21 protein-coding genes and 3 tRNA genes are annotated in these 26,492 nt (G+C 56.9%); 10 read left to right on the top strand and 14 right to left on the bottom strand.

What is annotated here, in order from left to right:
* Positions 1-7: 7 nt before the first annotated feature.
* The 6 genes from BerOc1_RS12395 to BerOc1_RS12370 form a co-directional block, all read right to left on the bottom strand.
* The gene (locus BerOc1_RS12395; protein WP_071545991.1) at positions 8-880 is read right to left on the bottom strand and encodes a bifunctional helix-turn-helix transcriptional regulator/GNAT family N-acetyltransferase; all 873 of its coding nucleotides are present in this window, start codon (positions 878-880) and stop codon (positions 8-10) included.
* A 164-nt stretch (positions 881-1,044) separates the two neighbouring features.
* Positions 1,045-1,941: an AEC family transporter gene (locus BerOc1_RS12390; RefSeq protein WP_129586535.1), complete on the bottom strand. Its 897-nt coding sequence runs from the start codon at positions 1,939-1,941 to the stop codon at positions 1,045-1,047.
* Positions 1,942-2,236: 295 nt separating this feature from the next.
* Entirely contained in the window at positions 2,237-3,958 is a 1,722-nt protein-coding gene (gene ilvD, locus BerOc1_RS12385) for a dihydroxy-acid dehydratase (RefSeq protein ID WP_071545989.1), read from the bottom strand.
* Between the two features lie 59 nt (positions 3,959-4,017).
* Positions 4,018-4,920, bottom strand: a complete 903-nt coding sequence (locus tag BerOc1_RS12380) for a dihydrodipicolinate synthase family protein (protein WP_071545988.1) — start codon at positions 4,918-4,920, stop codon at positions 4,018-4,020.
* A gap of 108 nt (positions 4,921-5,028) precedes the next feature.
* A complete protein-coding gene (locus tag BerOc1_RS12375; RefSeq protein ID WP_071545987.1) occupies positions 5,029-6,444 on the bottom strand; it encodes a GntP family permease in 1,416 nt (471 codons plus the stop codon).
* A gap of 990 nt (positions 6,445-7,434) precedes the next feature.
* Positions 7,435-8,190, bottom strand: a complete 756-nt coding sequence (locus BerOc1_RS12370) for an IclR family transcriptional regulator (RefSeq protein WP_071545986.1) — start codon at positions 8,188-8,190, stop codon at positions 7,435-7,437.
* A gap of 632 nt (positions 8,191-8,822) precedes the next feature.
* On the opposite strand from BerOc1_RS12370, the gene BerOc1_RS12365 reads away from it, so the two are divergent.
* Positions 8,823-10,001 (top strand): Shedu immune nuclease family protein, encoded by a 1,179-nt coding sequence (locus BerOc1_RS12365; protein WP_071545985.1) that lies wholly within the window; start codon positions 8,823-8,825, stop codon positions 9,999-10,001.
* A gap of 299 nt (positions 10,002-10,300) precedes the next feature.
* Here the strand turns inward: BerOc1_RS12365 and BerOc1_RS12360 are convergent, their stop codons facing one another.
* Together BerOc1_RS12360 and BerOc1_RS12355 are read right to left on the bottom strand one after the other, a co-directional pair.
* Positions 10,301-10,951: a restriction endonuclease subunit S gene (locus BerOc1_RS12360; protein ID WP_071545984.1), complete on the bottom strand. Its 651-nt coding sequence runs from the start codon at positions 10,949-10,951 to the stop codon at positions 10,301-10,303.
* Positions 10,952-10,962: 11 nt separating this feature from the next.
* Entirely contained in the window at positions 10,963-12,213 is a 1,251-nt protein-coding gene (locus BerOc1_RS12355) for an HsdM family class I SAM-dependent methyltransferase (RefSeq protein WP_071545983.1), read from the bottom strand.
* 130 nt (positions 12,214-12,343) lie between these two features.
* Here BerOc1_RS12355 and BerOc1_RS19515 point away from each other — a divergent pair, with 130 nt between their 5' ends.
* The 3 genes from BerOc1_RS19515 to BerOc1_RS12345 all read left to right on the top strand — a co-directional run bounded on the left by BerOc1_RS19515 (position 12,344) and on the right by BerOc1_RS12345 (position 14,848).
* Positions 12,344-12,571, top strand: a complete 228-nt coding sequence (locus BerOc1_RS19515) for a helix-turn-helix domain-containing protein (protein ID WP_071545982.1) — start codon at positions 12,344-12,346, stop codon at positions 12,569-12,571.
* A gap of 34 nt (positions 12,572-12,605) precedes the next feature.
* Positions 12,606-13,379 carry a hypothetical protein gene (locus BerOc1_RS18900; RefSeq protein ID WP_129586534.1) on the top strand — a complete coding sequence of 258 codons (774 nt, stop codon included), beginning with the start codon at positions 12,606-12,608 and terminating at the stop codon, positions 13,377-13,379.
* 149 nt (positions 13,380-13,528) lie between these two features.
* The gene (locus BerOc1_RS12345) at positions 13,529-14,848 is read left to right on the top strand and encodes an MBL fold metallo-hydrolase (protein ID WP_084641476.1); all 1,320 of its coding nucleotides are present in this window, start codon (positions 13,529-13,531) and stop codon (positions 14,846-14,848) included.
* A gap of 276 nt (positions 14,849-15,124) precedes the next feature.
* On the opposite strand, the gene BerOc1_RS12340 is transcribed toward BerOc1_RS12345, so the two are convergent.
* A tRNA-Asp gene (locus BerOc1_RS12340) sits at positions 15,125-15,201 on the bottom strand.
* A 136-nt stretch (positions 15,202-15,337) separates the two neighbouring features.
* Positions 15,338-15,631 (bottom strand): hypothetical protein, encoded by a 294-nt coding sequence (locus BerOc1_RS18895; RefSeq protein WP_129586533.1) that lies wholly within the window; start codon positions 15,629-15,631, stop codon positions 15,338-15,340.
* Between the two features lie 120 nt (positions 15,632-15,751).
* On the opposite strand from BerOc1_RS18895, the gene BerOc1_RS12335 reads away from it, so the two are divergent.
* Positions 15,752-17,299: a methyl-accepting chemotaxis protein gene (locus BerOc1_RS12335; RefSeq protein WP_242652981.1), complete on the top strand. Its 1,548-nt coding sequence runs from the start codon at positions 15,752-15,754 to the stop codon at positions 17,297-17,299.
* A 323-nt stretch (positions 17,300-17,622) separates the two neighbouring features.
* Positions 17,623-18,093, top strand: a complete 471-nt coding sequence (locus BerOc1_RS12330) for a nuclear transport factor 2 family protein (RefSeq protein ID WP_071545979.1) — start codon at positions 17,623-17,625, stop codon at positions 18,091-18,093.
* Positions 18,094-18,505: 412 nt separating this feature from the next.
* Here BerOc1_RS12330 and BerOc1_RS12325 read toward each other — a convergent pair whose 3' ends face one another.
* The 4 genes from BerOc1_RS12325 to BerOc1_RS12310 form a co-directional block, all read right to left on the bottom strand.
* A complete protein-coding gene (locus tag BerOc1_RS12325; protein ID WP_242652977.1) occupies positions 18,506-19,510 on the bottom strand; it encodes a hypothetical protein in 1,005 nt (334 codons plus the stop codon).
* A gap of 426 nt (positions 19,511-19,936) precedes the next feature.
* A tRNA-Asp gene (locus BerOc1_RS12320) sits at positions 19,937-20,013 on the bottom strand.
* A 45-nt stretch (positions 20,014-20,058) separates the two neighbouring features.
* A tRNA-Val gene (locus BerOc1_RS12315) sits at positions 20,059-20,134 on the bottom strand.
* 182 nt (positions 20,135-20,316) lie between these two features.
* Positions 20,317-21,600 carry an RsmB/NOP family class I SAM-dependent RNA methyltransferase gene (locus tag BerOc1_RS12310; RefSeq protein ID WP_071545977.1) on the bottom strand — a complete coding sequence of 428 codons (1,284 nt, stop codon included), beginning with the start codon at positions 21,598-21,600 and terminating at the stop codon, positions 20,317-20,319.
* Between the two features lie 209 nt (positions 21,601-21,809).
* Between BerOc1_RS12310 and BerOc1_RS12305 the strand changes: the two genes are divergently transcribed.
* The 4 genes from BerOc1_RS12305 to BerOc1_RS12290 are packed head-to-tail and all read left to right on the top strand — an operon-like array spanning position 21,810 to position 26,363.
* Entirely contained in the window at positions 21,810-23,459 is a 1,650-nt protein-coding gene (locus BerOc1_RS12305; RefSeq protein WP_071545976.1) for an FG-GAP repeat domain-containing protein, read from the top strand.
* A gap of 51 nt (positions 23,460-23,510) precedes the next feature.
* A complete protein-coding gene (locus tag BerOc1_RS12300) occupies positions 23,511-24,518 on the top strand; it encodes a TRAP transporter substrate-binding protein (protein WP_071545975.1) in 1,008 nt (335 codons plus the stop codon).
* A 55-nt stretch (positions 24,519-24,573) separates the two neighbouring features.
* On the top strand, positions 24,574-25,062 hold the full coding sequence (locus BerOc1_RS12295; RefSeq protein ID WP_084641474.1) for a TRAP transporter small permease: 489 nt from the start codon (positions 24,574-24,576) through the stop codon (positions 25,060-25,062).
* Positions 25,062-26,363: a TRAP transporter large permease gene (locus BerOc1_RS12290; RefSeq protein ID WP_071545974.1), complete on the top strand. Its 1,302-nt coding sequence runs from the start codon at positions 25,062-25,064 to the stop codon at positions 26,361-26,363. The genes BerOc1_RS12295 and BerOc1_RS12290 overlap by 1 nt, the downstream gene beginning before the upstream one ends.
* The last annotated feature ends 129 nt before the right edge of the window (positions 26,364-26,492 follow it).

The following is a 26,492-nucleotide window of genomic DNA, read 5'->3' as shown; positions in this document are numbered from 1 at the left end:
GTGCGGCCTAATTCCCCGCGAAATCCGCCTTGTGTAGAATCAGGGGAGTCAGGGGCGTTCCATAGAAGCTGCCGGTCGGCCCCGTGGTCTTGGCCCCAAAGCCCTTGAGAATATGCGTCGCACTGTCCCGGGCCTCGATGACGACGGCCTCGGCGATGCCGAAAAAATCCGCCAGGGATCGCCGCGCCAGTTCCCGGCCCAGCCCAAGCCCCCGATACTGGCCGTCAATGGCGAACCGGCCCCAATGCCATTCCTTGCCCTCCCGCCAGAAGGCGGCCGCGCCGATGATGTATTCGCCCAACCGAACGCACCACCAGTGGACGTCGTCCCCGCCCGGCCGGGCGAGTTCGGCGGGGATGCCCTGCTCTCCGGCGAACACCTCCTCCACGAGGACCAGGGCCTCGTCCAAATAGGCCGGGTCCAGCCGTTCGATCGCGAAGTCCTCCGCTCCCGCGGCCAGGTTCCGTTTGGCCGCCGCGCGCCGGAAGAGCCGCAGCCCGCGCCAGACGGCCGCGACCTCCTCGCCGCCGAGACCATTCAGGATTTCGCCCATCTCCCTGTTGACGGCGCTGTTGGCGTCCTCCAGGGCCCGCGCGCCGTCGGGCAGGATGGAGACCACCCGCTGCCGCCCGTCCGCCGCGCCCTTGACCTTCCGTAGAAAACCCCGGGTCCGCAACGCCTCCACCGAGCGGCTCAACGAGGCCTTGTCCACGCGCAGCCGTTCGCACAGCTCCGAAAAGGGGGAGTCGCCGTTGCGGGCCAGGTAGGTCAGGATATGCGCCTGTCCCAGCGTCAGCCCCGAGTCAAGGCAGTTCTTGTCCAGAAGGCCCAGTTCCCGGACCAGATAGCGAAGCTCGCCGCGTATTCTTGAAACGTACATCCATCACTCTCCTGCAATTAATTGATACTATCAACTAATCCGGGCGTGCCCGGCTGTCAACAACGGCCAAAGGGAAAGAAGGCCTCAACAGTCAAGGGGTCGGACTCCGGCCCGTGGGCCTCGAGGAAACGGGGAAGGGAATCGAACGGCCTGTCCCGGTCCGGTCAGATGAGCCAGAACAGCAGCGGCAGGGACAGAAAGGACAGAATCATTCCCGAACTGACGGTGGCGGCGGCCAGCTCCGGGGCCAACCCGGCGGCCATGGCCATGGTGCCCGCCACGACCATGGGCGGCATTCCGGCCTGGAAGATGGAGACGTTCGCGGACAGGGCGTCGAAACCGAGCAGCCGACAGGCGGCAAGGGCGGCCAAGGGGGCCGCAACCAGCTTGACGGCCAGTCCGAATCCCAGCGGCCGCAGCGTGGCCGGGCTGAGGCGGACCGTGAGCTGGAACCCTATCGCCGTCATGGTCAGCGGCGTCAGCATGCTCGAGAGCGTCTTCAGGAAGCCGGGCAGCGGTTCCGGATAGGACCAGGAGCGGAAGCACAGACCGAAGATGAGCGCCAGGGTGGGCGGAAACAGAATGGCCCTGCGCGCGATTTCGGCGGGCCGAATCCGCACGTCGCTGCCGTAGACGGCCAGGACCACGGAACCGTACACGGCGAAGATCAGCGCGGTCCCGATCTGGTCATAGACGATCAGCGCAGGGATGCCCATTTCGCCGAAAAAGGCCAGCACCATCGGCACGCCCATGAAGGACGTGTTCCCCATGGGCACGACCAGCAGCAGGACGCCCACGACCTCCCTTGACCAGGAAAACACCCGCCCCGCCCACAGGACCAGCGCAGCGGAAAAAATCAGCATGGCCCAGGGCATGACCGCAGGGAGCAGCATCTCCTGCGAGAATTGAATCTGGGGGGCCTTGAGGAGGATGACGGCCGGAAGCGCCGCATACAGCGCGAAGAGGTTGAGCACCTGGGCGGTCTGGCGGGGGAAGACCGGAAGACGCCTGAGGAGCCATCCGACGCCGACGAACATGCCGATTACCAAGAATCTTTCCACTTTCAATCCTGACTTGTCGAAGGATCGGACACGGCGCCGGCTTCCCGGGCGGCGGCCGTTGCGGGGAACCGCCCGGCAAGACGCACCCTGTTGACGGGCGGCGCGTGTCCACCCCGCTTTTGCCAAAGAACTCCTGGTTCCGCAAGAACATGCGCTCTTGCGGAACCAGGAGATTTCATCACGGTCCCTCAACACCCCACCAGCGCCTGCCGGGCCGATGGATCGGGGCTTTCCCGGCAGACGCCTTGTGGGGGGTGGAGGTTGTCTAATTGGCGGTTTCCCTGTGCAGGGATTCCTAGCGCATGTACGCCCCTTCCATTGCGGAGACGGCGCTGTCGGAATAGCGCTTGAGCACGCCGCGTTTCTGCGGGCGCTCGGGCAGGGTCCAGTTCTTCCGGCGTTCGGCGAGGATCGCCTCCATCTCTTCGGGAGTCTTTTTCTCGCCCTTCACGCCGACCACCTGCAGCGCCCGTTCCGGGATGTTAATCTCGATCAGGTCGTCGTCCTCCACCAGGGCGATGGGGCCGCCGTCGACCGCCTCGGGAGAGACGTGCCCGATGCACGGGCCGCTGGTGGCTCCCGAGAACCGGCCGTCCGTCACGATGGCGACCGTGCCGTTCAGGGTCTCGTCATAGACGATGGCGTCGGTGGTCATGAACATCTCCGGCATTCCGCTGCCCTTGGGGCCCTCATACCGGATGACCACGACGGAACCGGGGCGGATTCTGCCTCCGATTATGGCGGTCTGGGCCTCGTCCTCGCTGTCGAAGACAGCGGCCGGGCCGACATGCTGGTGCATGTCCGGCTTCACGGCCGCGTATTTCACGACCGCGCCCTTGGGAGCCAGGTTGCCGTCCAGCACGGCGATGGAGCCGCACTTGTCCGACTGCTCGGGGGTGCGGATGACGTCGTGCTGCGGGATGCTGTAGCTCTTCAGATGGCCGAGGCAGCGGTTGAAGAAGCCGTCTTCCTCGAGCATGGCCAGCGAGTCGCCCAGGGAACGGCCCGTGACGGTCATGACGTCCAGGTCGAGCTGGTCGCGGAGCATGTGCTGGACCATGGGAATGCCGCCCGCGAACCAGAACAGCTCGGCGGTGTATTTGCCGCTGGGCTGGATGTTGGTGATGTATTTGATCTCCTGCCCGATGGCGTCGAACTCCCTGGGGTCGATCTCAAGACCGATCTCATGGGCGATGGCGGGCATGTGGATATAGGCGTTGGTGCTGCCGCCGATGGCCGCGTGAACCTTCATGGCGTTGACGAAGTTCGCCTTGGTCATGATCTTGCGGGCGGTGATGCCCTTGTCGGCCAGATACATGATCTGCTTGCCGGCGGCCCGGGCCATGCGGCGGATTTCCGTCATGGTCGCGGGCATGAGCGCGGTTCCGGGCAGGGCCATGCCCAGGGCCTCGGACAGGCACTGCATGGTGCTGGCCGTACCCATGAACTGGCAGGCGCCGCAGGAGGGGCAGCCCGTGAGCTTGTAGTCGCGCATCTCCGCGAGGTCGACGTGCCCCTTTTTCTTGCGCGCGGACAAGGGGCCGGCCAGGCCGGAGGTCGAGTTGCCCGGGCCGGAGCGCATGGCGCCGCCCGGGATGTGGATGGTCGGGATGTCCATCCGCGCCGCGGCCATGAGATGGGCGGGCGTGGACTTGTCGCATCCGGACAGCAGGATCATGCCGTCCCACGGAATGACCGAGGCGTGGATCTCCACCATATCGGCGATGATGCCACGCGAGCAGAGGATGAAGTTCATGCCCTCATGCCCCTGCGCCCAGCCGTCGCAGATGTCCGTGACGTGGAACTTGGCCGGACGTCCGCCGGCCTCGTAGATGCCGATGGAGGCCTCTTCGCTCAGGACGTCGAGGTGGTAGCTGCCGGGATGGCTGTCCCCCTGGACGTCATCGACAAGGATCTGCGGCTTTTCAACGTCTTCCCGCGTCCAGTTCATGCCCATCATCAGGGCGTCGACCTGCGACCAGAGATCCCGTACGCGTTCGCATCGTTGTTTTGACATGGTTATATCTCCTTTTCTCGTTGTCGAGATTAGCATTATTCGTCGTTCAAACGCTCTCCCTAGAGACCCGCCTGGGCGAGAATTTCCGCGAGGCGCTTTTGGACGTCCTCGCCGGGCACGCTGGCCGGGGCGGCGACGCCGGTGGGGATGTCCGACCCGGTGGCCCGGGCGGCTTCCTTCAGCAACCAATAGAACGGAACGTCCAGCGCGTACATCTGGGAAAGGATGCCCAGGCGCGGGAGCAGTTCCGTGAGCGCCGTCATGTCCTTCTCCTGGAACGCCTTGTAGATGCCGCAGGTGATTTGCGGCGCGAAGTTCGACGTTCCGATGATGCCGCCGTCGCCGCCCATGGCCAGGGTCGAGAACAGGTACTCGTCATACCCGCAGACGACCTTGAAATCGGGCCGGGCGCCCTTGGCCTGAAGGATCAGGTCCCGGATATGGCTGATGCAGTCCACGGTATCCTTGATGCCGATCACGTTCGGGCAGTCCTTGGCGATGCGCGTCACCAGCGCGGGCGACAGGTCCTGGCCGGTCAGCGCGGGGAAGTTGTACATCAGCACCGGGATCGAGATGCTCTCCGAGATGGTCCGGTAGTGCCGGTACAGCCGATCGTCGCTCATGCACTGGTAGTAGGGGTTGACCACGATCACCGCATCGGCCCCGATGGACTGCGCATGCTGGCTCAGCTCGACCACTTCCGCCGTGCCGCAGGCGCCGGTGCCGATGATGACCGGCTTGCGCCCGGCCACCCGTTTCACGCAGAACTCCGCGACCCGCTTCCGCGTGGCGGCCGTCAGCTGGGAGAATTCTCCCGCGCTGCCCAGGAAAAGCAGCGCGTTGACGTCGCTTTCGAGCAGCCTGTCTATGTGGGCTCCCATCCCGTCACTGTCGAACTCACCTTTTTCATTCATGACGGTGATAACCGGGGGGATGACTCCCTTGATAGAATCTAAAGACATTTGTAGCTCCTTAGTTGTGCTTTTCTTATGAGCCGGATTCCCGGCTCGTTAAAACCCGTCCCGTTCAAATGACCGGGCGAATCGTCGTTTTCATATTCCGGGGACCTGTTAGATCAGTCCCATGGACACCAGGATCGCCAGCGTGATGAAACCGATCACGCCGCTGACGGCGCGGGGAACGGTCAGGTACTTCAAGCCCTGCGTCGTGTTCAGGTTGAAGAACTGGGTCATGATCCAGAAGCCGCTGTCGTTCAGGTGGCTGAAGATCATCGTGCCGCAGCCGATGGACAGGGTGGCGGCGACCGGGGAGAGGCCCAGGGAATCGAGCATGGGCAGGATGATGGCCGCGGCGGTCAGGCCGGCGGTGGTCATGGAGCCCACGGCCGTCATCAGGATGGAGGCCGTGAGGAAGGGAATCATGATCGGGAGCAGGCTCGTCCCGGCGACCATGGCGCCGAGTTCCTTGACCACGGGCACGCTCTTGAGCATGCCGCCCATGGCGCCGCCCATGGCGGTGATGAGCAGGGGCAGCAGGGCGACCACCAGGCCGCGTCCCACCCAGGTGCCGAAGATGATCTGCCGGAGGCTCGCGCCGTCGTCGCCCGCGGTGCGCAGGTGGTGGGCCTTGACCTTCTCGGCCTTGACATAGCCGAGAACGATGGTGAACACGACGCCCAGCAGCAGGGCCATGACCCTGTCGCCCACCGAGGTGAAGAAGGTCAGGGTAGCGCCGCCGTCCTTCATGTAGACCTTGGCGAAGGACGCGAAGGTGATGAGCACGACCGGGATCAGGACGGGAAGCAGGGCCATCAGGGCGTTGGGCAGTCCCTTCTCGTGAATGATGATGTCCTCGACCGCTTCGGATTTGGCGGGCTCGACACCTTCCACGAAGTCCTCCCGGGGGTCGATCCATTCCTTGGCCGCCCACTTGCGCAGGACCAGCCAGGTGCCGATGAAGGCGACAAAGGCGATGAGCGTTCCCCAGAAGATGGTCAGCCCGAGGTCGGCGCCGTACATCAGGGCGATGGCCAGGATGCCGGGAGTGGGCGGCACCAGGCCGTGGGTCAGCCCCAAACCCATGCCGATGAAGGCGGACATGGAGGACATGGAGATCTTTTTGCGCTTGGACAGGATGGAGGCGATCGGGGCGGTCAGGACCATGGTGATGTCGCCGAACACCGGGATGGACACGATGAACGCCGTCAGCGCCGGGGCGAGCTCGAGCGCCCGACCGCGGAACAGGCGCGTGAAGAAGTTGCAGATGGATGTGGCCGCGCCGGTATCCTGAATGCCCATGGCCAGGATCGAACCCAGGATGATGGTCACGCCGATGCCCTTGAGGGTCCCGCCGAAACCGGTATTGATCAGGTTGACGGTCTCAATGAGACTGTTGCCGAAGACCAGGCCCAGTCCGAGGCTCGTCAGGAACAGCGCGAGGACGGGGTGCATCTTGACCTTCATGATCATCAGCATCAGGAAGGCGATGGCTATCGCGAGGCAAACCAAAAAAAGTACTGGAGTCATTGTATTCTCGTTTATTTATGCCGGGAGCATCCGGAAACGGTGAGGCCTTGTCCGGCTTCCATCCCATTTTCCGTATTCCAGCGATTCATTATTGTTCAATTTCTTCTCGACACTTCCCGGCACCCCTGGAATGAATCACGTTCCATCCAGCGATGCCGTGGCCGCGGCGGCAACAGCCCTCCGCTTTTTTCCGGCCCGGTCCTTTACCCCATTTTCGGCTCCGGCGGACGGGATTCCACAATGACCACAACCAACGGGTCATCATTCTTCCGCCTGCTCAAAGACAAAGGACAAGGGCGTTTTCCTTCCAGCGTGACAGTTAGAATACCACCGGCTCCCGAGGGAGAGAGCCCGGCCAGCAGCCGCCGGATCGGCAAGCGGCTGGCGTCCACCTCATTCGTCCCCCGCCCCCGCGAATGCCATTCGCCCGGGGACGGTTATAAGCATTTGCAACGATCAACCTCCATCATTAAGCTGTTACTCCCTCCCAAGCAATTGCGGACGGCTGTTTCAACCCTCGTCTGACCGTTCCCTGTCAGCAAGCTGCCCGCACTGGAACCGCAACCACTCGTGCGACTATCCCGCACGCCATTCACACGCGGAATGAAAATCCTCCCCCCGAACAGGCATTAAATGCGTCGCCCTGGGGGTATGCCAAGCCATGCCAGGTCCGCTGCCGAGGGGGTTCCCCCCTTCGCAACCCGAGCCCAGTTGGTCTTTCAACATCGTCGGCGCGATTGTCCGCTATTGCCGCACAGCGTTCTCTTGCTCTACCGCAACAGAGGCCCGACATGACCACGCGAACCGACTTCGCCCATCCCCACCGCACCGGCCAGCCTTTTCGCCGACGTATCCGGATCAGTCCACAAATCCGGCATCAGCGACAGGCCCCTGGCGGGCAACCGGCCTCATCGCCGCGGGAGACCGACATCTTCCCATTTCAATTGTGCGATAATGTCGCACATCGTTCGCATGGAATGCGAAAAAAAATCACAGCACGGCGCTGATCTGCTGTGCCGCCCTGGCGACCCCTTCCGATATCCGGGCGACCAGCTTGGACGAAATCCCGGACTTGGCCCCGGAGATGCTGATGGCCGCCACCACTTCCCCGTCGTGATCCCGAACCGGGGCGGCAATGCACATCAGTCCGGGCACGTGCTCCTCGTCGTCGATGCTGACGCCGCGCTCGCGAATGGCCTGCAGCTCCTGCCTCAGTTCCGCTACATCGGTAATGGTGTTCGGGCCGCGCCTGACCATGGGCTGCATCCTCCGGATCAGCCGCTCCGCCTTTGCCTCGGGCATGTACGCGAGCAGGCATTTGCCTACAGCGGTGCAGTACATCGGGTTTTCCGCGCCGATGGCCGACTGCATGAAGATGGCCCTGTCGCCCTCGATCTTCTCGATGTAGACCACCATGCCGTTTCTCTCGACGGTCAGGTGAACGGTCTCGGAAAACTCCTCCACGAGTTTTTCCATGAACGGCTTGGCGCGGTTGACGATGACGTTGTGCCGTTGAACCGCCCCGCCCAGCCGGAGGAGCTTGAGGCCGAGCCTGTAGCGCGAATCCCGGGGATTCTGTTCCAGATACCCCTTATGCGCCAGGGTGTTGATCAACCCGAAGGCCGTGCTCTTGCTCAAGTCAAGATGGCTGGCGATTTCCGTCACACTGAGATCCGTGGAATTCTCGAACAATTCCAGGATATTCAATGCCCGCGCCACGGACTGGATAATTCTGCCTTCGGTCATCGACACCTCTCGTCCGGCATTGTCGGACGACGTTTGTATTTAGAAATTTCTACCCCAGGGCAAAACCCATGTCAATCATGGCTGGCTACAAAAGTTGCCTTGGACAAGCCTCAGAGGGACAACCGGCTGATGTCTTGGGGGAAATTCAATCGCGGCTGGAGGTGCAAAAGTTGCAGCTCATGGCTGCCCAAACTCTGTGGAACGCCCAGCATAAAGATCATCGGGGAGTCACGCGGGGTACAACCAATGACGCAAAGAACAAGGACCTCAAGCAATGTGCTTGAGGTCCTTGTTCTTTAGAGCGGAGCCGACGAGACTTGAACTTGCGGCCTCCGGTGTGACGGGGTATCCTCCATTTCTATATAAGCATTTATTACAATACAAGAAAGACAATACACATTTGGCACATGTGTCCCGCTGTGCCTTATTAGGACTATTAATAAACTTGTTCCAAGCAAGATTGCTTATAGCCTCAGAGCCACTAGACTATAAAACACATAGCCCGTCTGGCCTCTACAAACAGGGCTAGATTGACAATCAACCATCTGTTATCTGGCTCCTAACAGAAGTAATCTAAGAGACTAGACCCCTTTCTGACCGCTAAGACATTAAAGATATTATGAGCGTTAAATATGATAACGATTATCAAAGATAGAAACAGATTACTTATTAAGTATGAAAGCGAAAGGCATTTTAGTGCTGATTGGATTGACCAGAATATCCAACAATATGGAGCAGTCAACTTAAAAAGGGTATTCACTTTCACTCAACACGACGGTGCACCAAGTGACTACACCCGCATATTCATACTGGGGAGAAGGCGAGGAGAATATTTCAGGATCAACAAAGATTTTCTTGAATTAAAACACGACTTACTGATCGCCGCTGAAGTCAAACTGACACACAAGTCTTTCATTGCCCACAGGAATATCTCAATATTCCGAAAAATAGACAGCCTCGTGAATGAACAAATTGTCATTGGAGGAAGCCTTGAAAAGGCTATCCCAAACGAGGCATTTGAAGACCTGCTACGGAGTTTTCCTAATACAACAGAGCTAACACATTACGCAGGTGCAAGGATCAGCAGGATTCTTGGTGATTATTTTGAGACAATGACAGATGCCCAACTCAAGCTTAAAAAGCACCTCGAACATAAACACACATCCAGACTTTCTCCTCGTGTCGAATTCATAAAAGACTATGAAGCTCAAAAGTTTGTATTCATACGCGAAGAATTACAGTTGATGCTTAAAAGTGCTGATTCATATAAGGAAAGAGATTGGCAAAAAAAAATTGTCAGTTTCCTACTTCTGATATTTCCCAAATACGTAGCGGTTCTTGAGAACCTTCACATTAAGGATTTCTACTCTAACCCGTCAAAAACAACCGACCGCTACATAGACTTAACTCTAGTGGACGCCAATGGCACTATAGATGTTATTGAAATTAAACAACCCTTTGATGATTGTCTCCTTTCCAAAAGAAGGTATCGGGATAACTACACCCCTAAGATGGAGCTAGGTGGTTCCGTCATGCAGGTTGAAAAATACCTTTTTCACCTCAACAAGTGGGGCCGGGAAGGAGAGCGTACCATTTATGAAAAGAGAAAAGACGAATTGCCTGTTGATCTTAAGCTTCAAGTGACAAACCCTAAAGCAATGGTAATCCTTGGTCGAGACAAGAACTTCGACTCAGATCAAAGGTTTGACTTCGAAATTATCAAGCGAAAATATGCTAATATTATAGATATTATGACATACGATGACCTTCTGCGCCGACTAGATAACATTATCGAAATGATACAAAGATAGTGGCCGTAACCAAATCAAAGGGCTTTTCTAGATTGTTTGGCGATCAACCAGAAAAAGAAAAAGGACACCAAGCTCATTGCTTGATGTCCTTGTTCTTTAGTGGCGGAGCCGACGAGACTCGAACTCGCGGCCTCCGGCGTGACAGGGTGCCAGCTGAACAAAAGATTCAAGCACTTTAACAAGTTAGATCGTTGACCTGACCCATTATTTGCATTATTTTCACCTAGAAATGTGTCCGATTCTCAGCACGTTGAAATTACAGGGATTTCAGGATAACCGCCCTCGACTTTGCTTATCGACTAGCTGAAGTCGGGTATCAATTTAAACAACCCTTGCTCACCTTCCCTGAACATATTCACATGCCGTAGGGTGCTGTCCGACAGATTATTACTCATGGCTAGCAGGTCTTCGGGAATAGGAAGTTTAAGTAAGGTGTCAACCGAAAACCGTGGATGATGTCCACCTTCTGTTGATGCCTGAAGAGAATCCTGAATGACTGAGGAGAGAAGATAAGGAACCAAAAAGCCAATTGATGATTCTTTTGGAGCCAACACATAAAACTCTGTACTACAAATGATTCTGTAGTTCCCTTCATGTAAATGAAACAAAGCGTCATCAACATATGCAACTTGACGCAAGTAAGGACGTAGGCGGGATATAATTATATCGCCTGCGTGAATGATCTTCTTTGAACTACCTACTTCTGGCCCGGATACGCAGGTTTTACGTGTAAAAATGACACCTTCAGACGCATCATTGGTGTCTAGGACTAGGCACATATCGTCAGAAGACGCTTTCTTTGGATTAAAGGATTCCTTCCTTAAGGAGCATATGTCACCCAGAGTCACCTTTGAATATAGGTTGACACTTCGCCGGGGATCATAGCGTTCAGGGGACAAGATATATGTTGAATCTAATGATGAAACGCAAACGGTGTTGGATATTGCCATCTCGATCTCCTTTAACGCCAAAGCCCTTCAGTCATAGTCACAACATCAGCAAGATCATGGTCTACACGGTCCCAGAGAGTCTCAGCATCTTGCGCCTTAATGATAAAATTACCTTTATTGTCTTTGCCTGACATCTCGCTCAAGAAAAAATGGACTTCTTCACTTAAAGCGTCAGAGAACTTAATAGGTTTAAGTCGTTTTTTTGCAAACAGCACATTGGTCTTTTGCGAGGTGTAAGGCATAAAGGCACTTCTGCCCAATCCTAGCACAGCCTTCACCTCAACATTGCGAATAAGCCATTCTCGCAAGTACCCCCAGGTCTTAGTCGAAAATTTGTTCACAGGAAGAACAATTGCGATACGTCCGCCTGGCTTCAACAAGTTGACACAACGTTCCAAGAATAATGCGTCGCGCTCTACACGCTTCTTTCTGCTTGCAAGAGAATAAGAGTTTAAGATGTGAGGTTCTTTAATTTCACCGGCAAACGGAGGATTAGTGATAATCACATCAAACCCAGAAAACCCGTTGGTTGATGAGTTCAATGCATCCTCGATGTTATACCCATAGTACTCCTCGGTAGGAATTAGACCAGCCGAAGGCTTCAATAGGCTATTAATCTGGTGAAAATTGGTGGTCCCACAACCAGCAAGAATCATCAAAGCCCTGCATACGCTGACAGCCTTTTTGTCAAAATCAAAACCGTACACACACTTTTTAATATCTGAGATGTCCGCCTTGTTTTTTAGGTGCTCTACAGCATGAATCAAGAAGCCGCCAGAGCCACAAGCTGGATCACAAATCAGTTCTCCAGGTCTAGGATTTATGATCCTAACCAAGCACTCAACAACATGCCTCGGAGTAAAGTACTGCCCCTTGGCCCCCTTCGAAGTACTTGCGACTATGCTTTCAAAAAAACTATCGATGATCTCAAAATTTGACCCAGAAAAAGAAATGTCTTGCATTTCTCGCAGAAACACATCCAGGTGTTCATTGGTCATTTTTATTTCACATGTACCTTGAACTATATTGGGCCATTTGTGATTCGCTTTGCGTAAAACAGACTCCACAAACTCTCGGTTATTTACTCCTTGAGCAAGATACTCTGAATCCATATCTCCATTTGTCTCAAGAAATATCTTCGCAACAACGAGCTTATACAACTCCTCAAAAGGGTCTTCGCCCGAGTTAGCTAGAAACAACTCCTGCAATCTATTCACTATAGATTTAGCATCGTTAGAATCAAAAGAATGACGACTTCCCATGGCAGGGCCTCCTTGTCTATGGACACCTACCCTCTTCAAACACACAGGTCAAGACGTTCGTCTTTCTTGGATAAAAAATTCTCAAATCGAATAAATTCTCTTTTCCCCAGCATTTTGCTATTTTTATGCGATGCATCGAAGTAGTCCTGAATACATACAAATCATTTCCGATTTGAAGGGAAGGCGAAAAGAACTCCGACTAACCCAGAAAGAAGTTGCTGAAAGCCTGGGGAAGTCTCAATCATTCATGGCGAAGATTGAAAACTATGAGCAAGAATTGTCGGTTACGGAATTATTTCAGCTGCTCAAGGTGTTGAACCTCGATATGTCAAAATATTTTACCAAAACGAAGGTATAAAACTGTGACAACATGCATCTCTTCAGAAGACATCATGGCATTTAAAAACTGTCTTTCACCCTTAATCGGTGCCCAGATCAACATACTGAACATTCCTAAAGACCTTCTGAAATCCTTTGAGCCATCACAAATTGGTACAATAGTTGGGACATTAATGGATGTAGCAATCCCAGAACTTGATAAGCTTTACCCTGATGATGGTCTTTTTGCTAAAGTAGGACTCTCTAAGCATGACGGGATACTTGGTGACAGAGAAGGGTATCCTGATTACCAACACAATCTAGGATTTAGAGCGGAACTAAAGCTTCTTTATGTTGATCCTGAAGGTGTTGAAATGAAAGTCCCTGCCACAAGGAGAGAACCATCAGCACGGTTAACTCAAAAAGTTACAGTTAAAAATGTCATCCCAGAAAAGGACATCCTTCTTGTTGTAGCCTACCAACTCAGGGAGAACGCTCAACATGATGGCTTTTATTGTCCGACTATTATTGATGTCGGTGCATTTCCTGTCTCGGAATGCATTGCTGCACGAGATTACCGACTTCTCAACAGTGGAGGTCGGTGGTTTGGAAACTATGAGACACCAGCCATCCTCAGTCGAATTGGTAAAGCGAAAATTGAAGCAGGTGAGGAGCTAGACACAACAACATATGGAAGGAAAGAATCAGAAGGGAAATGCTTCAACGAGGACACCAATTTTGGCAAACTAAAACGCATTCCATACAAGCCTCTACAGGAGTACTTAAAGCTTCATGGAGCTACGTACTCCGCACGTGGGGGTTACCCTTCTCCATGGAAAATCAGTTGATTTAAAATCAAACGTACAAGGTGTACCCAATCTTAGGGCTCACTGAATGCCTTAGAAGTAATACGAATGGCTTCTGAGGCATTTTCTTTTTCTGGCTTACTAAGTTAGGACCTCTGGTCGGCAATGAAGGCTTCTGCTATATCTCCGACATGGCTAAAAAAATTTTTCCAGGGAAACCGATGCCATGGCCCGGGCGATCAGCTGCGTGTCCGCAGGCTGCGCAAATAACCATTCATCGCGGGACAAATGAAATCGGTGCAAACTGCGTCGAGATAACTCATGAATTCACTCGTATCTTGGTCGATGCAGGTTCATCATTGGATGGCTCCCCGACATCTCTTCCTGATGACATAGGCGAATATTCGGCTGTGCTCATTTCACACGGACATCAGGATCATTATGGATTGATCAAAGATATTCCTAAAGACCTTCCGATATACATAGGGGATGTCGCGTGGGATTTTATGCAAAGCCTGAGAATATTCACAGGGAAATCACCACTTCCTTCCCGACAAAGAACCCGTTTAGAGGCTGGCAAAACCATCAGTATTGGGGTTATCGCTGTAACCCCGTACATGGTTGACCATTCATCTCCCGAATCCTTTGGGTTTCTTATCGAAGCAAACGGCAAAACCATTTATTACAGTGGCGACTTCCGAGCGCATGGCAGGAAATCAAGGTCTTTTAACTACCTCTGTTCTCATCTTCCCAAAGGTATAGATGCGATGCTCTTGGAAGGAACAATGGTTCGTCGAAACAACGCCGAGTTCGCCAATGAATCCGCTGTCGAAGAAGGAATGGTTGATGCGATCAAGAATGAACCGAGCCTTGTCTGCCTCAGTTGTTCAGCTCAAAACATTGATCGGATGGTAACTGCCTATAGAGCAGCGAAAAAATGCGGTAGAGTTTTGGTCCTGGACATCTATTCAGCTTGGATTCTGCGGATCGCACAAAAACTGTCCAAGAATATACCCGATCTCAAATGGTCAGGAGTTCGGGTTCTTTCCCACAACAAAGCTGCTTCTGGTCAGTATCAAAAAATGAAGCAGCAAAAAGAATATTTCAACGACTTTGTTCAGGAACTCTATCACCCTGACAACGAGCTTTGGGAAAAGGACCTTCACAATTCCCCTTCAAAGTATGTTCTCAAACTCGGAGATTATTGGGTGGCCCACATCATTAAATCCCTGGAGTCATCGACTGTTATCTACTCACAGTGGACAGGCTACCTTGATAGAAACACGCCGACTTTCAACGAGTACGCAGCGGCATTAAAAGAGCTGCCAGGAGTCAAGTTCAAAGCCATCCATACCAGCGGACATATCACGAGTTCGGACCTCGAACGATTTGTAGCGGAGACAAAACCTAAAAGGATTATCCCGATACACACAGAACACAAAGAGGAGTTTCATAGACTCTTCCCCCAAACTGTAGTTCTGGATGACGAAGAGATGTTTGACATAACCTGAGAGTCCAATCATCTGATGACACCCAAATAGGGAAGCATCCCATGTGTTGGCGGAAGTTAGAGTTACAGATTTGCTCTGTTAAATACTCAAAACCTGACCCATCCCACTTCCCATGCAAATCCGAGAGGATAAGTGCATCTAGCCGGAAGCCGCGACAAAACGGACATTCCAACCCTTCGCGATTACTACCTAAAAATAAAAATGTGTCCGATGTTTTTCGGATCAGAAAATAGAAAAAGGATCTTAACCTAACTGATTAAGATCCTTGTTCTTTAGTGGCGGAGCCGACGAGACTCGAACTCGCGGCCTCCGGCGTGACAGGCCGGCGTTATAACCAGCTTAACTACGGCTCCGCACTTATTATGATAAAGGGTGTTAAGCGTACCCTCTATTTCAAAGATGGCGGGCGACAGGGGGCTCTCCCCCGCGGCCCTCGGCTTGTGGCCGATGCCCTTCCCGGCGAGCTGCTCGCCCGCAGGAAGAGCCTGTCTAATCGGACTTGCATGGGTTGTCAATCCATTTCTTTTCGACCGCATCGCTTTTTGTCATCTGGCTCTCCGGCATGTCGGCCCGGCGTGCCGAGCGCAGCCATTGGGAGAAAAGCCCGGAACTCCCGGCTCCCTTAAAACGGCTTGGCATAAAGCCGACAACACCTTTCGCCGCATGTGCCCGCAGGGTGCCCGTTTTGCCCTCCGCCAACACAAACAATCCAGCAAATACGAACAGGTATGTTGGACTATTATTAAGCTTTGCACCCCCCCTACAAAATATCCGCCATTCCATGCTATGGTGTCGTCGAGTCCCTCCCCCAGAAAACTACAAGCCTAAAAAGCATGGCAGGTCCTTATGCTCAACAACGTCAGTGTGAAATTGAAAACAATCATCCCCGCACTCGCAGGGCCGGTGATCATCGCCCTCGTCCTGGGAGGACAGCAAATCCACACGATACACGACAAGAGCGAAGAGGCCCTGCTCATGCAGAGCAAGGCGATCGTCCTGATGGCCGAGGCGGCCCGCAACGAGATGAGCGACAAGATCGACTCGGGCATCATCAAGCCGTTCGACCAGATCCCGGCCGACCAGGTCGTCAACGCGGTGCCCGTCATCACCGCCATCAAGATGGCGATGGCGAATGCGGAAAAGGCGGGCTACGCCTTTCGGGTTCCCAAGGAGTCGCCGCGCAACCCGGCCAACACCCCGACCAAGCTGGAGGCCGCGGCCCTGGCCGAGATGAAGGCGGCCAACAAGGAGGAGCTCACCCTTATCGACGACGACCACATCCGCTATTTCAAGGCGATACGCCTCACCAAGGAATGCCTGTACTGCCATGGGGACCCGGCCGGGGAAAAAGACGTGACCGGAGGGACCAAGGAAGGCTGGAAAACAGGCGAGATCCACGGCGCTTTCGAGATCATCAGTTCCCTTGCCGCCTCAAAGGCGGACTCGCGAAATGCGGCGATCTCCTTTTCTCTCTGGACCCTCCTGATCCTGGGCGTCATAGCCTTGATCGTGACCTGGATACTGCGTTCATCCGTGCTGCGCCCCCTGCTGGAGATCACCTCCCTGACCGGCGCCATGTCCGAAGGCCGTTTCAAGGGAGGGATCGAAAAAACCGCCAACGATGAAATAGGCAAGGTCGGGAAATCCCTCAACTCGATGATAGCCAGCCTGGGCAGCGTGATCAAAACCGTCACCGGAGCCGCCGGAGACGTCAGCACGGGAAGCCGCGAGCTGGCGGCCGCCGCCGACAACGTGGCCACGGGCGCGGCGCAACAGGCCGCCAATGTGGAGGAACTCTCAGCCAGCATGGAGGCGATGACGCACCACATCATGAAAACGGCCGGCAATTCGGCCACGACCAAGGAGATAGCCGTCAGAAACGCGGCACACGCCGAACGCAGCGGAAAAAGCCTTGTGGAAGGACTCGGCGTGCTCAAGGAAATCGCGGACAAGATCCAGGTTATCGAGGAAATCGCCCGGCAGACGAACCTCCTGGCCCTGAACGCGGCCATCGAGGCGGCCCGCGCCGGGGAGCATGGAAAGGGCTTCGCCGTGGTGGCTTCCGAAGTCCGCAAATTGGCGGAAAAAAGCGGCCTGGCGGCCCAGGAGATAATCCGGATATCCGAGGCAAGTGTGGAAGTGGCCGACAATGCCGGAACCCAGCTTGCCGAAATGATACCCGAAATTCAACGTACGGCCGAACTGGTGGAGGAAATAGCCGAGGCCAGCGCCATCCAGGACGAGAACGCCAGACAGATCAACCAGGCGATCATGGAACTCGGCAACGTGGTCCATCAGAACGCATCCGCCGCCGAGGAGATATCCAGCACCGCCAGGGAACTCGCCGCCAGATCCAAGGAGCTGACGGACGCAACCGATTTCTTTGACGTGGAAGGGGAAACGGTCTTCTCCGTTGCCCAGCTCTGCGAACAAAACAGTAAAAAGTCCTGACCCCGGGCGGAGCCGACGAGACAACGAAAAAGCCCTTGCAACGCGTTGCAAGGGCTTGATTTTGAGAGGCGAAGCCGACGGGACCCGAACTCGTGGCTTCCGGCACGACTGGTCATGGAGTTGATCATTATTTTACGCGATTCTTATATGAATCAGCCATAAAAAACCGGGCAAAGATTAGTACAGCATTCACCTGACACATCCAGCGAATTAGCCTATTATTGTGAATTGTCTACCGACGGGGTCGGCATTTCCCCCAACACTCAAATCAAAGGATACAAGATGGCAAAACCTACCCTTAGCGTCGCGAACGTCTCCAACGCCTGGAAGATATCGAGGAAATCAAAACATTAAAGGCGCGATACGCCGAAGCGTTGGACAACCGATTCAACGGCGATCAGATTTCAGCGTTGTTTGCCGAGGATGCCACTTGGCAGGTCGGCGAAGATCAGGCCGCTCAGACAGGACGCGAGGAAATCAAGCGTCTCTGCGTAAACCTGGCAAAGCAAATCTCCTGGTCGATCCACTACTTCTTCCCCTCCGAGATAGAGATCGGCGAGGACGGCATGACTGCCAAGGCCAGCTTCTACATTCTTGACTTCCAGACCCTCAAGAACGAAGCGGGTGAAGATGAAGCCTACAAGTTTACAGGCACCTTCAACGACACATTCTCAAAGATCGACGGGGCCTGGTATTTCCAGAACATCAAAGGGACAATCGATGTTGTTACGCCGTGGACCGAAAGCTGGGTGGACAAGCCGTTCATCCCGGATTTCTTTGCCAAGGACAAATAGCGCAGGGTTTTCCGCTCTGGTCCGGCTTTGGGCATGACTACCGCCGTGGCCCCTTGCAAAAGCTTCCCCGCGGCAACGCCGTTCGAGGTGTCCAATACCTTGGCTGCCGCGAGAACAGCCCTGCCCCGCGTCCGTTTCCTGCATGTTTTGCAGGGTGGTAGTACCGGCTTGAATTGAGCAAGGAACCACATCAAGGCGTTGGGAACGGCATGGGACAACCAAGAGGCTTTCCGCCTACGCTCCCATCTACCTAGAAGAAGGACTGCAAGCTCATTGCTTGCAGTCCTTCTTTTTTCGCGGCGGAGCGGGCGAGACCCGAACTCGCGCCTCCGGCACGACCGGGATGAAGCGGCTCAACGAGGCTCCTGCATTCAATGAGCCGGTGTTCCGGGATTGCTTGGGGCATGCCGGATTACATGATGCTCCTGACCACTTGCGGGCTGCTTGAACCCTGCGACAAGGGTGCATTATACAACGACACGTCCAGAAGATGGCTTCTATAATACGGACTGGAAAGGATTTTATCCAATTCTGATTGAATCACGGCGTAACCATCGAGATTGAAATGGCACAATGCGTTATTGATCTCAGCCCACTCTGATATGTTGACGTCATCATCATAGGGGAAATTAACGAAATTTTTTCTTGCCATGCTCACATAGTTCATGGAGCTGAATGCCTTTTCAAATTTTTTATCGATTTCATTCAGGTAATCAGTCGACATAACGCCACGCAGTATAGCCACTAGATCGGTTTTCAAGGCGCCTTTAACGATGTTCAAGACCGTGCTGTCGGCGAGCCAGGACGCAACATGGTGACACACGGTCCTTGCGCGTCCGCAACCAAGCACTTTTCCCGGGTTATGTGTATTCTGCTTCCCCTCCTCAACATATGCTGAAAAGGCTGACTGTGGATCATCTGAAACGCAATATCGAAACTGATCGCTCAATCTCCCGTGTCTTTCCTTTTTTTCCGTTCTCAGCAGCAGCCCTTCGTCAAGGAACTGAACCAATAAAGCTGGATCAACAACCATCCTGCCGAGGTCTTCAGCATAGTGGCTGCCGATACGCGCACGCACTTGTCTCTTGAACCAAAGCGGAACACAATCGGTAACGCCGTAATCCTCCTGTACCAAGCGGGTATTCAGAATGCACACGTCCATGTGCCGAGGATTCACCACAAGATCCCCAAACTCCACGATTTGGCAATTGTCAGCACATTTTCCAGTCAACAGAACGGTCAACTCCAGCAACTTGGCATAGCTCAAGGCAACAAGAGGCAAATATGCGGCATCGGAATGCTTGGAGATGTCTTCCAGTTCGACTTGTCTTGAAGTAATAAAATCCTCATCCAGATTCTTTGGATCTATTGTAGAGTCCAGGAACTCATTGAATTGTATTACATCAGCAATCATCATTTCCACCTGTCACCCCGTATGCCCCGCACCGCTTCCACCAGCTCGTCACTCCGGAAAGCCACCAGCGCTTGCTGCCTATCGCTTCCTGGCGGCGAATAACGGTACGACGTTCATAATGAACAAGAAAAAGAAAATGAGAGCATGCAAAATATCGCATGCATTATACCGATTCTCCAGCGACAAGATACGATGAAGAACGCTCCCAGGCATAGCCAACAAGACTTATGTCCGGTTTAGCACAATACCCTGCCGTCCACATCCACCAGGACCGACGCAACCGACCGGAGACCACGAGAGTACGGACAGTCCAATCCACTGCGATTACAACCCAAAAAATCAATAAACCCAGTTGATGTGTCCGAGAATTTTGGGGCGGCGCAACAGAAAAAGCCCTTACAACTTGCGTTGTAAGGGCTTGATCTTTAGTGGCGGAGCCGACGAGACTCGAACTCGCGGCCTCCGGCGTGACAGGCCGGCGTTATAACCAGCTTAACTACGGCTCCGCACTGTATGATAAAGGGTGTTAAGCGTACCCTCTATTTCAAAGATGGTGGGCGCGACAGGGCTCGAACCTGTGACCCTCGGCTTGTAAGGCCGATGCTCTCCCAGCTGAGCTACGCGCCCGCAGGAAGAGAGTCTTTAGCTTGGCGGGGTCAGCTTGTCAACTTCTTTCGGCGGCGAGGCCGCCCACTCGTCCAAGCCTTGATCCGCATTCAGCGACGAACGGCATACTGCCCTTACGCCTCTCTTTTATCAATGCTTTTTAATACTTTTTTTGCGCGATACAACTTGCTGAAATCAAAAGATCATTTCGCAGACCAGAGAAGCCGTCCGCCCTTCCGGGCCAGCCAGCCCACGGGCAGGCCCCGATAATACAGGCCCACGCTTCCCCTGCCCTGCCCAAACGGCACGCTCTGGCCGGTGAACAACCGCTCCAGGAGCGTAGTGTCGTCCACGTCGAGCACGTCGCAGGCCGCCCGGGACGGGTCCTCGGGAAGCAGGACCCGGGCCAGGGGCGCGGGGGTGAACTTGGCGCGGTCGCCCTTGCCCGCCGCCTTGCCCAGAGGGAAGCCCTGCCAACGCAGGCCATGGGGCACCAGGTCCAGGGCCCTCTGGTGGAGAAAGAACGCCTTGCCGCCGAAGTCGTAGACCTCGCCCGGGGGCAGCCGGTTCAGGTCGAGCAGGTCGCCGCCGACCATCCCGGCCAGGTCCAGCCGGTTGCCCGGCAGGTCCGCATTTTGCGCGCCCTCGCCCAAGCTTGCGCTCCCGCCGCCCCTTTTCACGAACCGCGCCAGGAAGAACCCCTGGCCGTCCGAGTCCTCGGCCACGCGCAGGACCCCGTCCATGCCCGCCATGTGCGGGGACTCGAAGACGAACCCCTCGGGCTCGGCAAGGGGCTCCAGATCGAGGTCGAGGGTCTCCAGGGCCCAGGCCACCTGCTCCTCGTTCTCCTCGATGTTGGTGGTGCAGGTGGAGTACAGGACCGTTCCGCCGGGCCTGAGCATGGCCGCCGCCCTGGCCAGGAGCGTCTTTTGCAAGGCGACCAGCGGGGCGGTCTTGGACCCGGACCAGACCTCCATGACCTTGGGGTTCTTGTCCACGGTGCCCCAGCCGCTGCACGGCGGGTCCAGCTGGATGTGGCCCCAGGTCCCGTCCGCAAAGGGCAGGTCCTGGGCCATAGCCTTGGCCGTGGCCGCGTTGGCCGAGCCGGTGCGGCGCAGGTTGGCGCGCAGGGTGCCCAGCCGGTCGGCCGAGGGCTCGGACGCGAACACGAACCCCTGCGGCCCCACCAGGCGGGAGAGCAGGCTCGTCTTGCTGCCCGGCGCGGAACACATGTCCAGGACGTCGGCCCCGGCCGGAGGGTCGAGGGCCAGCGGCGGCAGCATGGAGGAGCGGTCCTGGATGTAGATCAGGCCGAACCGGGCGGCCAGGCTTTCACCGAGGGGAAACGGCTCATGAATCAGTCTGCGGGCAAAACCATAGAACGGCTCGGGTCCGAAATCGAATCCCTGCGCGCGAAGCAGCCCTTCCACCACCAAAACGGCCGGTTCGTCGCAGACCAGCCTGAAGGTGCGTCCGAATTGGGTCATCTACTCTCCCTGGTCGGCCCGGACACCGGACCGTCACCATGCCGGCCGGCCCGTCCGCCGACGGCGGCAATAGCGGTTATCCCACGCCGCATCAACTGTCTTCGCCCTTTGCATCCGGTCCGGAAACTGGTACAAGGGGCTCCCGTGCGGGACCGCACGTCCATACATGTCACAAAAGCAAGGTTATCACCTACCTTCCGGAGGAATACATGGCAAGAAGACCCGTCATCACCGTCTTGATCGCCCTGGCGGCGGCCCTGCTCCTGGCCGTCCCGGCCATGGCCCAGGGAGCCAAGACCTATGCGGTCCTCCCGTTCGTCTACAACGGGCCCCAGAAATACGAATACTTTTCCAAGGCCGTCCAGGCCAGCCTGGAGAACGACCTGGAATGGATCGGCCACGCCGAGCCCAGCACCAAGAGCCTGCAGTCCGTGGGCGTGCCCAATGACAAGGGCGCGGCCCTGACCGCCCTGAACAGCCTGGGCGTGGATTACATCATGTACGGCGAGATCTCCATCCTCGGCAGCAAGGCGCACATGCGCATCGACGCGGTCTCGGCCGACGGCAAGGCCTGGCAGAAAAAGGGCGAGGTGGGCATCGACGAAATGACCAGCTGGCTCGATTCCCAGGCCAAGCTCCTGCAGGGCGACGTGTTCAACCGTCCGGGTTACGGCACGGTCGAGGAGGAGAAGGTCTCGCAGAACACGGTCCAGGCCGCGGCCCCGACGGAAAGCCCGTTCCTCTCCAGCGACGGCCAGCCCCTGCAGGCGACCCTGAACCCGCAGTTCCGCTATGAAGGCGGCACCGAGACCACCGGCCGCTGGAGAAGCCAGACCCTGCCCTACTACTCCTTCGGCATGTACGTCGCCGATGGTGACGGCGACGGCCGCAACGAAATCTTCATCCTCCGGGAATCGGCCATTTCCGCCTTCCGATTCAAGGAAGGCAAGCTCCAGCACCTGGACACCTTCGAGCTCCCGCCCAACGTCATGAGCGTCCGCATCGAGATCGCCGACCTGAACCGCGACGGTTTCCCGGAAATCATCATCGGCGGCTACCGGTTCCAGAGACAGGGCGCGGTCCGCGCCCCCCGGGGCGAGCCGCAATCCTGCGTCCTCTCCTTCGAGGGCGGCAGATTCAAGTACGTGGTCCAGAAGGCGACCAAATTCCTCGGCGTCCTGCGTATCCCGCCGGCCTACATGCCCATCCTGGTGGCCCAGAACAAGGGCCAGCGCGATCTCTTCGACAACCACGTCTATGAGGCCTTCATCAAGGGCGACCAGGTCGAGTTCGGCCAGACCATTCCGGTGCCGCCCTTCGGCACCGTCTACAACCTGACCTATCTGCCCGACGGCCTGGGCTACAAGTGCGTGGTCATCGGCAACAAGCACAAACTGGTGGTCTACAGCCAGAGCTTCGAACGGCTCTACGAGAGCGACGCGACCTACAACAGCTCCGGCGTGGTCATCGAGGCCGCCGACAAGATGGTCGGCATGGGCGGCGGGGTCACCGAGGAGCACGGCGTGACCTACAACATTCCCATCCGGGGCATCACCGCGCCGCTGACGTCGAAAAGCCGCTACGAGATGCTGCTCAACCGAGATCTGTCGGCCACGGCCCAGGTGTTCCAGAACTACAAATACTACACCCAGGGCGAAATCCACTCGATGGTCTACGACCAGGTGGGCATGAACCTGGCCTGGAAGACCCGGCGCATCAAAGGGCAGGTCTCGGACATTGCCCTGGCCGACCTGAACAACGACGGCCACAAGCAGCTGTGCGTGCTGGTCAACACCTTCGCGGGCTACGGCTACGGCAACCGCAAGACCCTGATCCTGGCCTACGACCTGAACATGTAATAGCGGGACGGGCGGCCGTTCCCCACCATACGCGTTATTAAGGAGAGAGTGATGCGAAAAACGATGACCGCGCTGGCCCTGAGCCTGGCCCTGACCTGCCTCGCGGCGGCCTCGGCCCTGGCCGGGACCACGGTGACCTACGCCAACTTCCCGCCCGCCAAGACCTTCCCCTGCGTCCAGATGGAGCGCTGGAAGACCGAGGTCGAGAAACGCACAGGCGGGGCGCTGGACATCCAGACCTTCCCCGGTTCCACCCTGCTCGGGGCCAAGAACATGCTGCGCGGCGTGCAGACCGGGCAGGCCGATATCGGCTGCATCTCCATCGCCTACTATCCCGGGGTGTTCCCGCTCATGTCCGCGGTCAACCTGCCCGTGGCCTTCACCTCCACCGAGGCGGCCAGCCTGACCATGTGGGACCTCTTCCAGAAGTACCGGCCCGAGGAGTTCAAGGACGTCAAGGTCCTGACCATGTTCACCTCGGCCCCGTCCCAGATCATGAGCAAGGAGCCGGTCAAGACCCTGGCCGACCTCCGAGGCATGGAGCTGCGCGCCTCGGGCACCATCCTGCGCGTGCTCGGCGGCCTGGGCGCCCAGGGCGTGGGCATGCCCATGTCCGAGACCCCCGAAGCCCTGCAAAAGGGCGTGGTCAAGGGGCTGGTCTCCTCCTTCGACGTGCTCAAGGACTTCAACTTCGCGGACATCTGCCGCCACGAGACCATCACCAACCTGCCGGTCTACCCCTTTGCCGTGATCATGAACAAGGCCAGGTGGGAGTCCCTGCCCGCCGACGTCAAGGAGGTCCTCGACGACCTCGGCCGCGAGCAGGCCCAGTGGACCGGCCAGTACCTGGACCAGCATATCGACGATTCCCTGAACTGGTCGCGGGAGAAATACCAGGTGGAGGTCCACAAGCTGACCCCGGCCGAGCACGCCGAGCTCAGGAAGCTGGGCCAGCCCCTGGTGGACGACTGGAAGGAAGAGTGCGCCAAGGCAGGCGTCGACGCCGACGCCGTGCTCAAGGACCTGCTCGAGTACCAGGCCAAATACGAATCCCTCTAACCGCACACATCAACGCCCCCGCGTCCGCGCGGGGGCGTTTTTTTCGGGACCTTTCATGATGCATTTCCTTGATCGGGCCAGCGAGTGGACCGCCCGGGCGCTGGCCGTGCTGGCAGGCATATTTCTCGTCTCCATGATGCTGCTGGCCTGCGCCAACATGGTCCTGCGCGCGGTCTGGGTGCCGGTCCAGGGCACCTTCGAACTCATGGGATTCCTCGGCGCGGTGGTGGCCGCCTTTTCCCTGGCGTTCGCCCAGCGGCGCAAGGCGCACATCGCCGTGGGCATCCTGCTGGCGCGCTTCCCGGCCTGGTTCCGCAGGCTGGCCGACGCGTCCACCAACGCGCTGTCCTGCGGCTTCTTCCTGCTGGCGGGCGTCGAGACCTGGAAATGGGCGGCCTTTCTGGTCCAGACCGGCGAGGTCTCCGAGACCCTGCAGATCGTCTACCATCCCTTCGTCTTCGCCTCGGCCGCCGGATGCATCGCCCTGGCCTTCGTCCTGGCCGTGGACACGCTCAAGGCCCTGATCCAGGCAAAGGTGGCGTGATGGACCCGATCACCACAGGCATCCTCGGCACCCTCCTGCTGCTGGTCTCCATCTTCCTGTTCCGCATCCCCGTGGCCTTTGCCATGGGCATCATCGGTTTTTCCGGCTTCGCCTACGTGCTCAACTGGAACGCGGCCACCGGCATGCTCGGCACCGAGCTTTGGAACGTCTTCTCCAATTACGGACTGACCGTCATCCCCCTGTTCATCCTCATGGGTCAGATCTGCTTCTACTCGGGCGTGAACGAGCGGCTGTACAAGTCCGCCTACGCCTGGATGGGCCAGATCCGGGGCGGCATCGCCATGACCACGGTCCTGGCCTGCGCCGGATTCGCGGCCATCTGCGGGTCCAACTCGGCCACGGCCGCGACCATGTCCACCGTGGCCCTGCCCGAGATGCGCAAATTCAAGTACAATCCGATCCTGTCCACGGGCTCGGTGGCCGCGGGCGCGACGCTCGGCGTGGTCATCCCGCCGTCCGTGGTCCTGATCATCATCGGGTTGCAGACCAGCCAGTCCATCGCCCAGCTGTTCGTGGGCGGCATGGTCCCCGGCGTGCTGCTGACCGCGCTGTTCCTGGGGACCATCTGGTACCTCTGCCGACGCCACCCGGACTGGGGCCCGGCCGGTCCCAAAACCACCTTTGCCGAAAAGCTGCGCTCCCTGCCCGGCTCCATCGAGATGGTCACCCTGTTCTTCCTGGTCATGGGCGGCCTGTTCATGGGCTTGTTCACCCCCACCGAGGCGGGCGCGGCGGGCGCGGCCCTGGCTCTGGTCATCGCCACCGTCTCGGGCAAGATGAGCGTGGAGAAGTTCCGCCTGGCCGTCAGCGACACCCTGAAAATCTCCTCCATGATCATGGTCATCATGCTCGGCGCGGTCATCTTCGGCCGCTTCCTGGCCATCACCCGGCTGCCCTTCGAGGCCGCCGACTGGGTGGCCGGTCTGCCCATCCCGCCGGTGGTCATCATCATGGTCATCTGCCTGATCTACGTGATCGGCGGCATGGTCATGGACGCCCTGGCCCTGCTGCTGGTGACCATCCCCATCTTCTTCCCGGTGGTCACGGCCATGGGCTACGACCCGGTCTGGTTCGGCGTGCTCATCACCGTGGTCACCACGCTGGGCGCCATCACCCCGCCGGTGGGCGTCAACCTGTTCATCGTCGCCTCCATGGCGCACGACGTCACCATGACCGACGCTTTTAAGGGGGTTGCGTATTTTGTGGCCGCCTATGTTGTTTGTGTGGCGCTGATGCTTGTGGTCCCTCAGTTGGTGACGTTCCTACCAAGCCTCATGTAAAAGCGGGTGGCCACAAGAGGAAGGCGGCTTCCGATAGCGGGCCATCTGCACATTTTTTCCGGGGGCTTCCATCCTCACGTAGACGGCTACGCTGCGGTGCAAGCCCCCGGAAGAAAAGGCACAGCTGAC

Source organism: Pseudodesulfovibrio hydrargyri (assembly GCF_001874525.1).
GTDB classification, from domain to species: domain Bacteria; phylum Desulfobacterota; class Desulfovibrionia; order Desulfovibrionales; family Desulfovibrionaceae; genus Pseudodesulfovibrio; species Pseudodesulfovibrio hydrargyri.
Note: the sequence above shows the minus strand (reverse complement) of the source record. Positions and strands in the feature narration are given on the sequence as shown.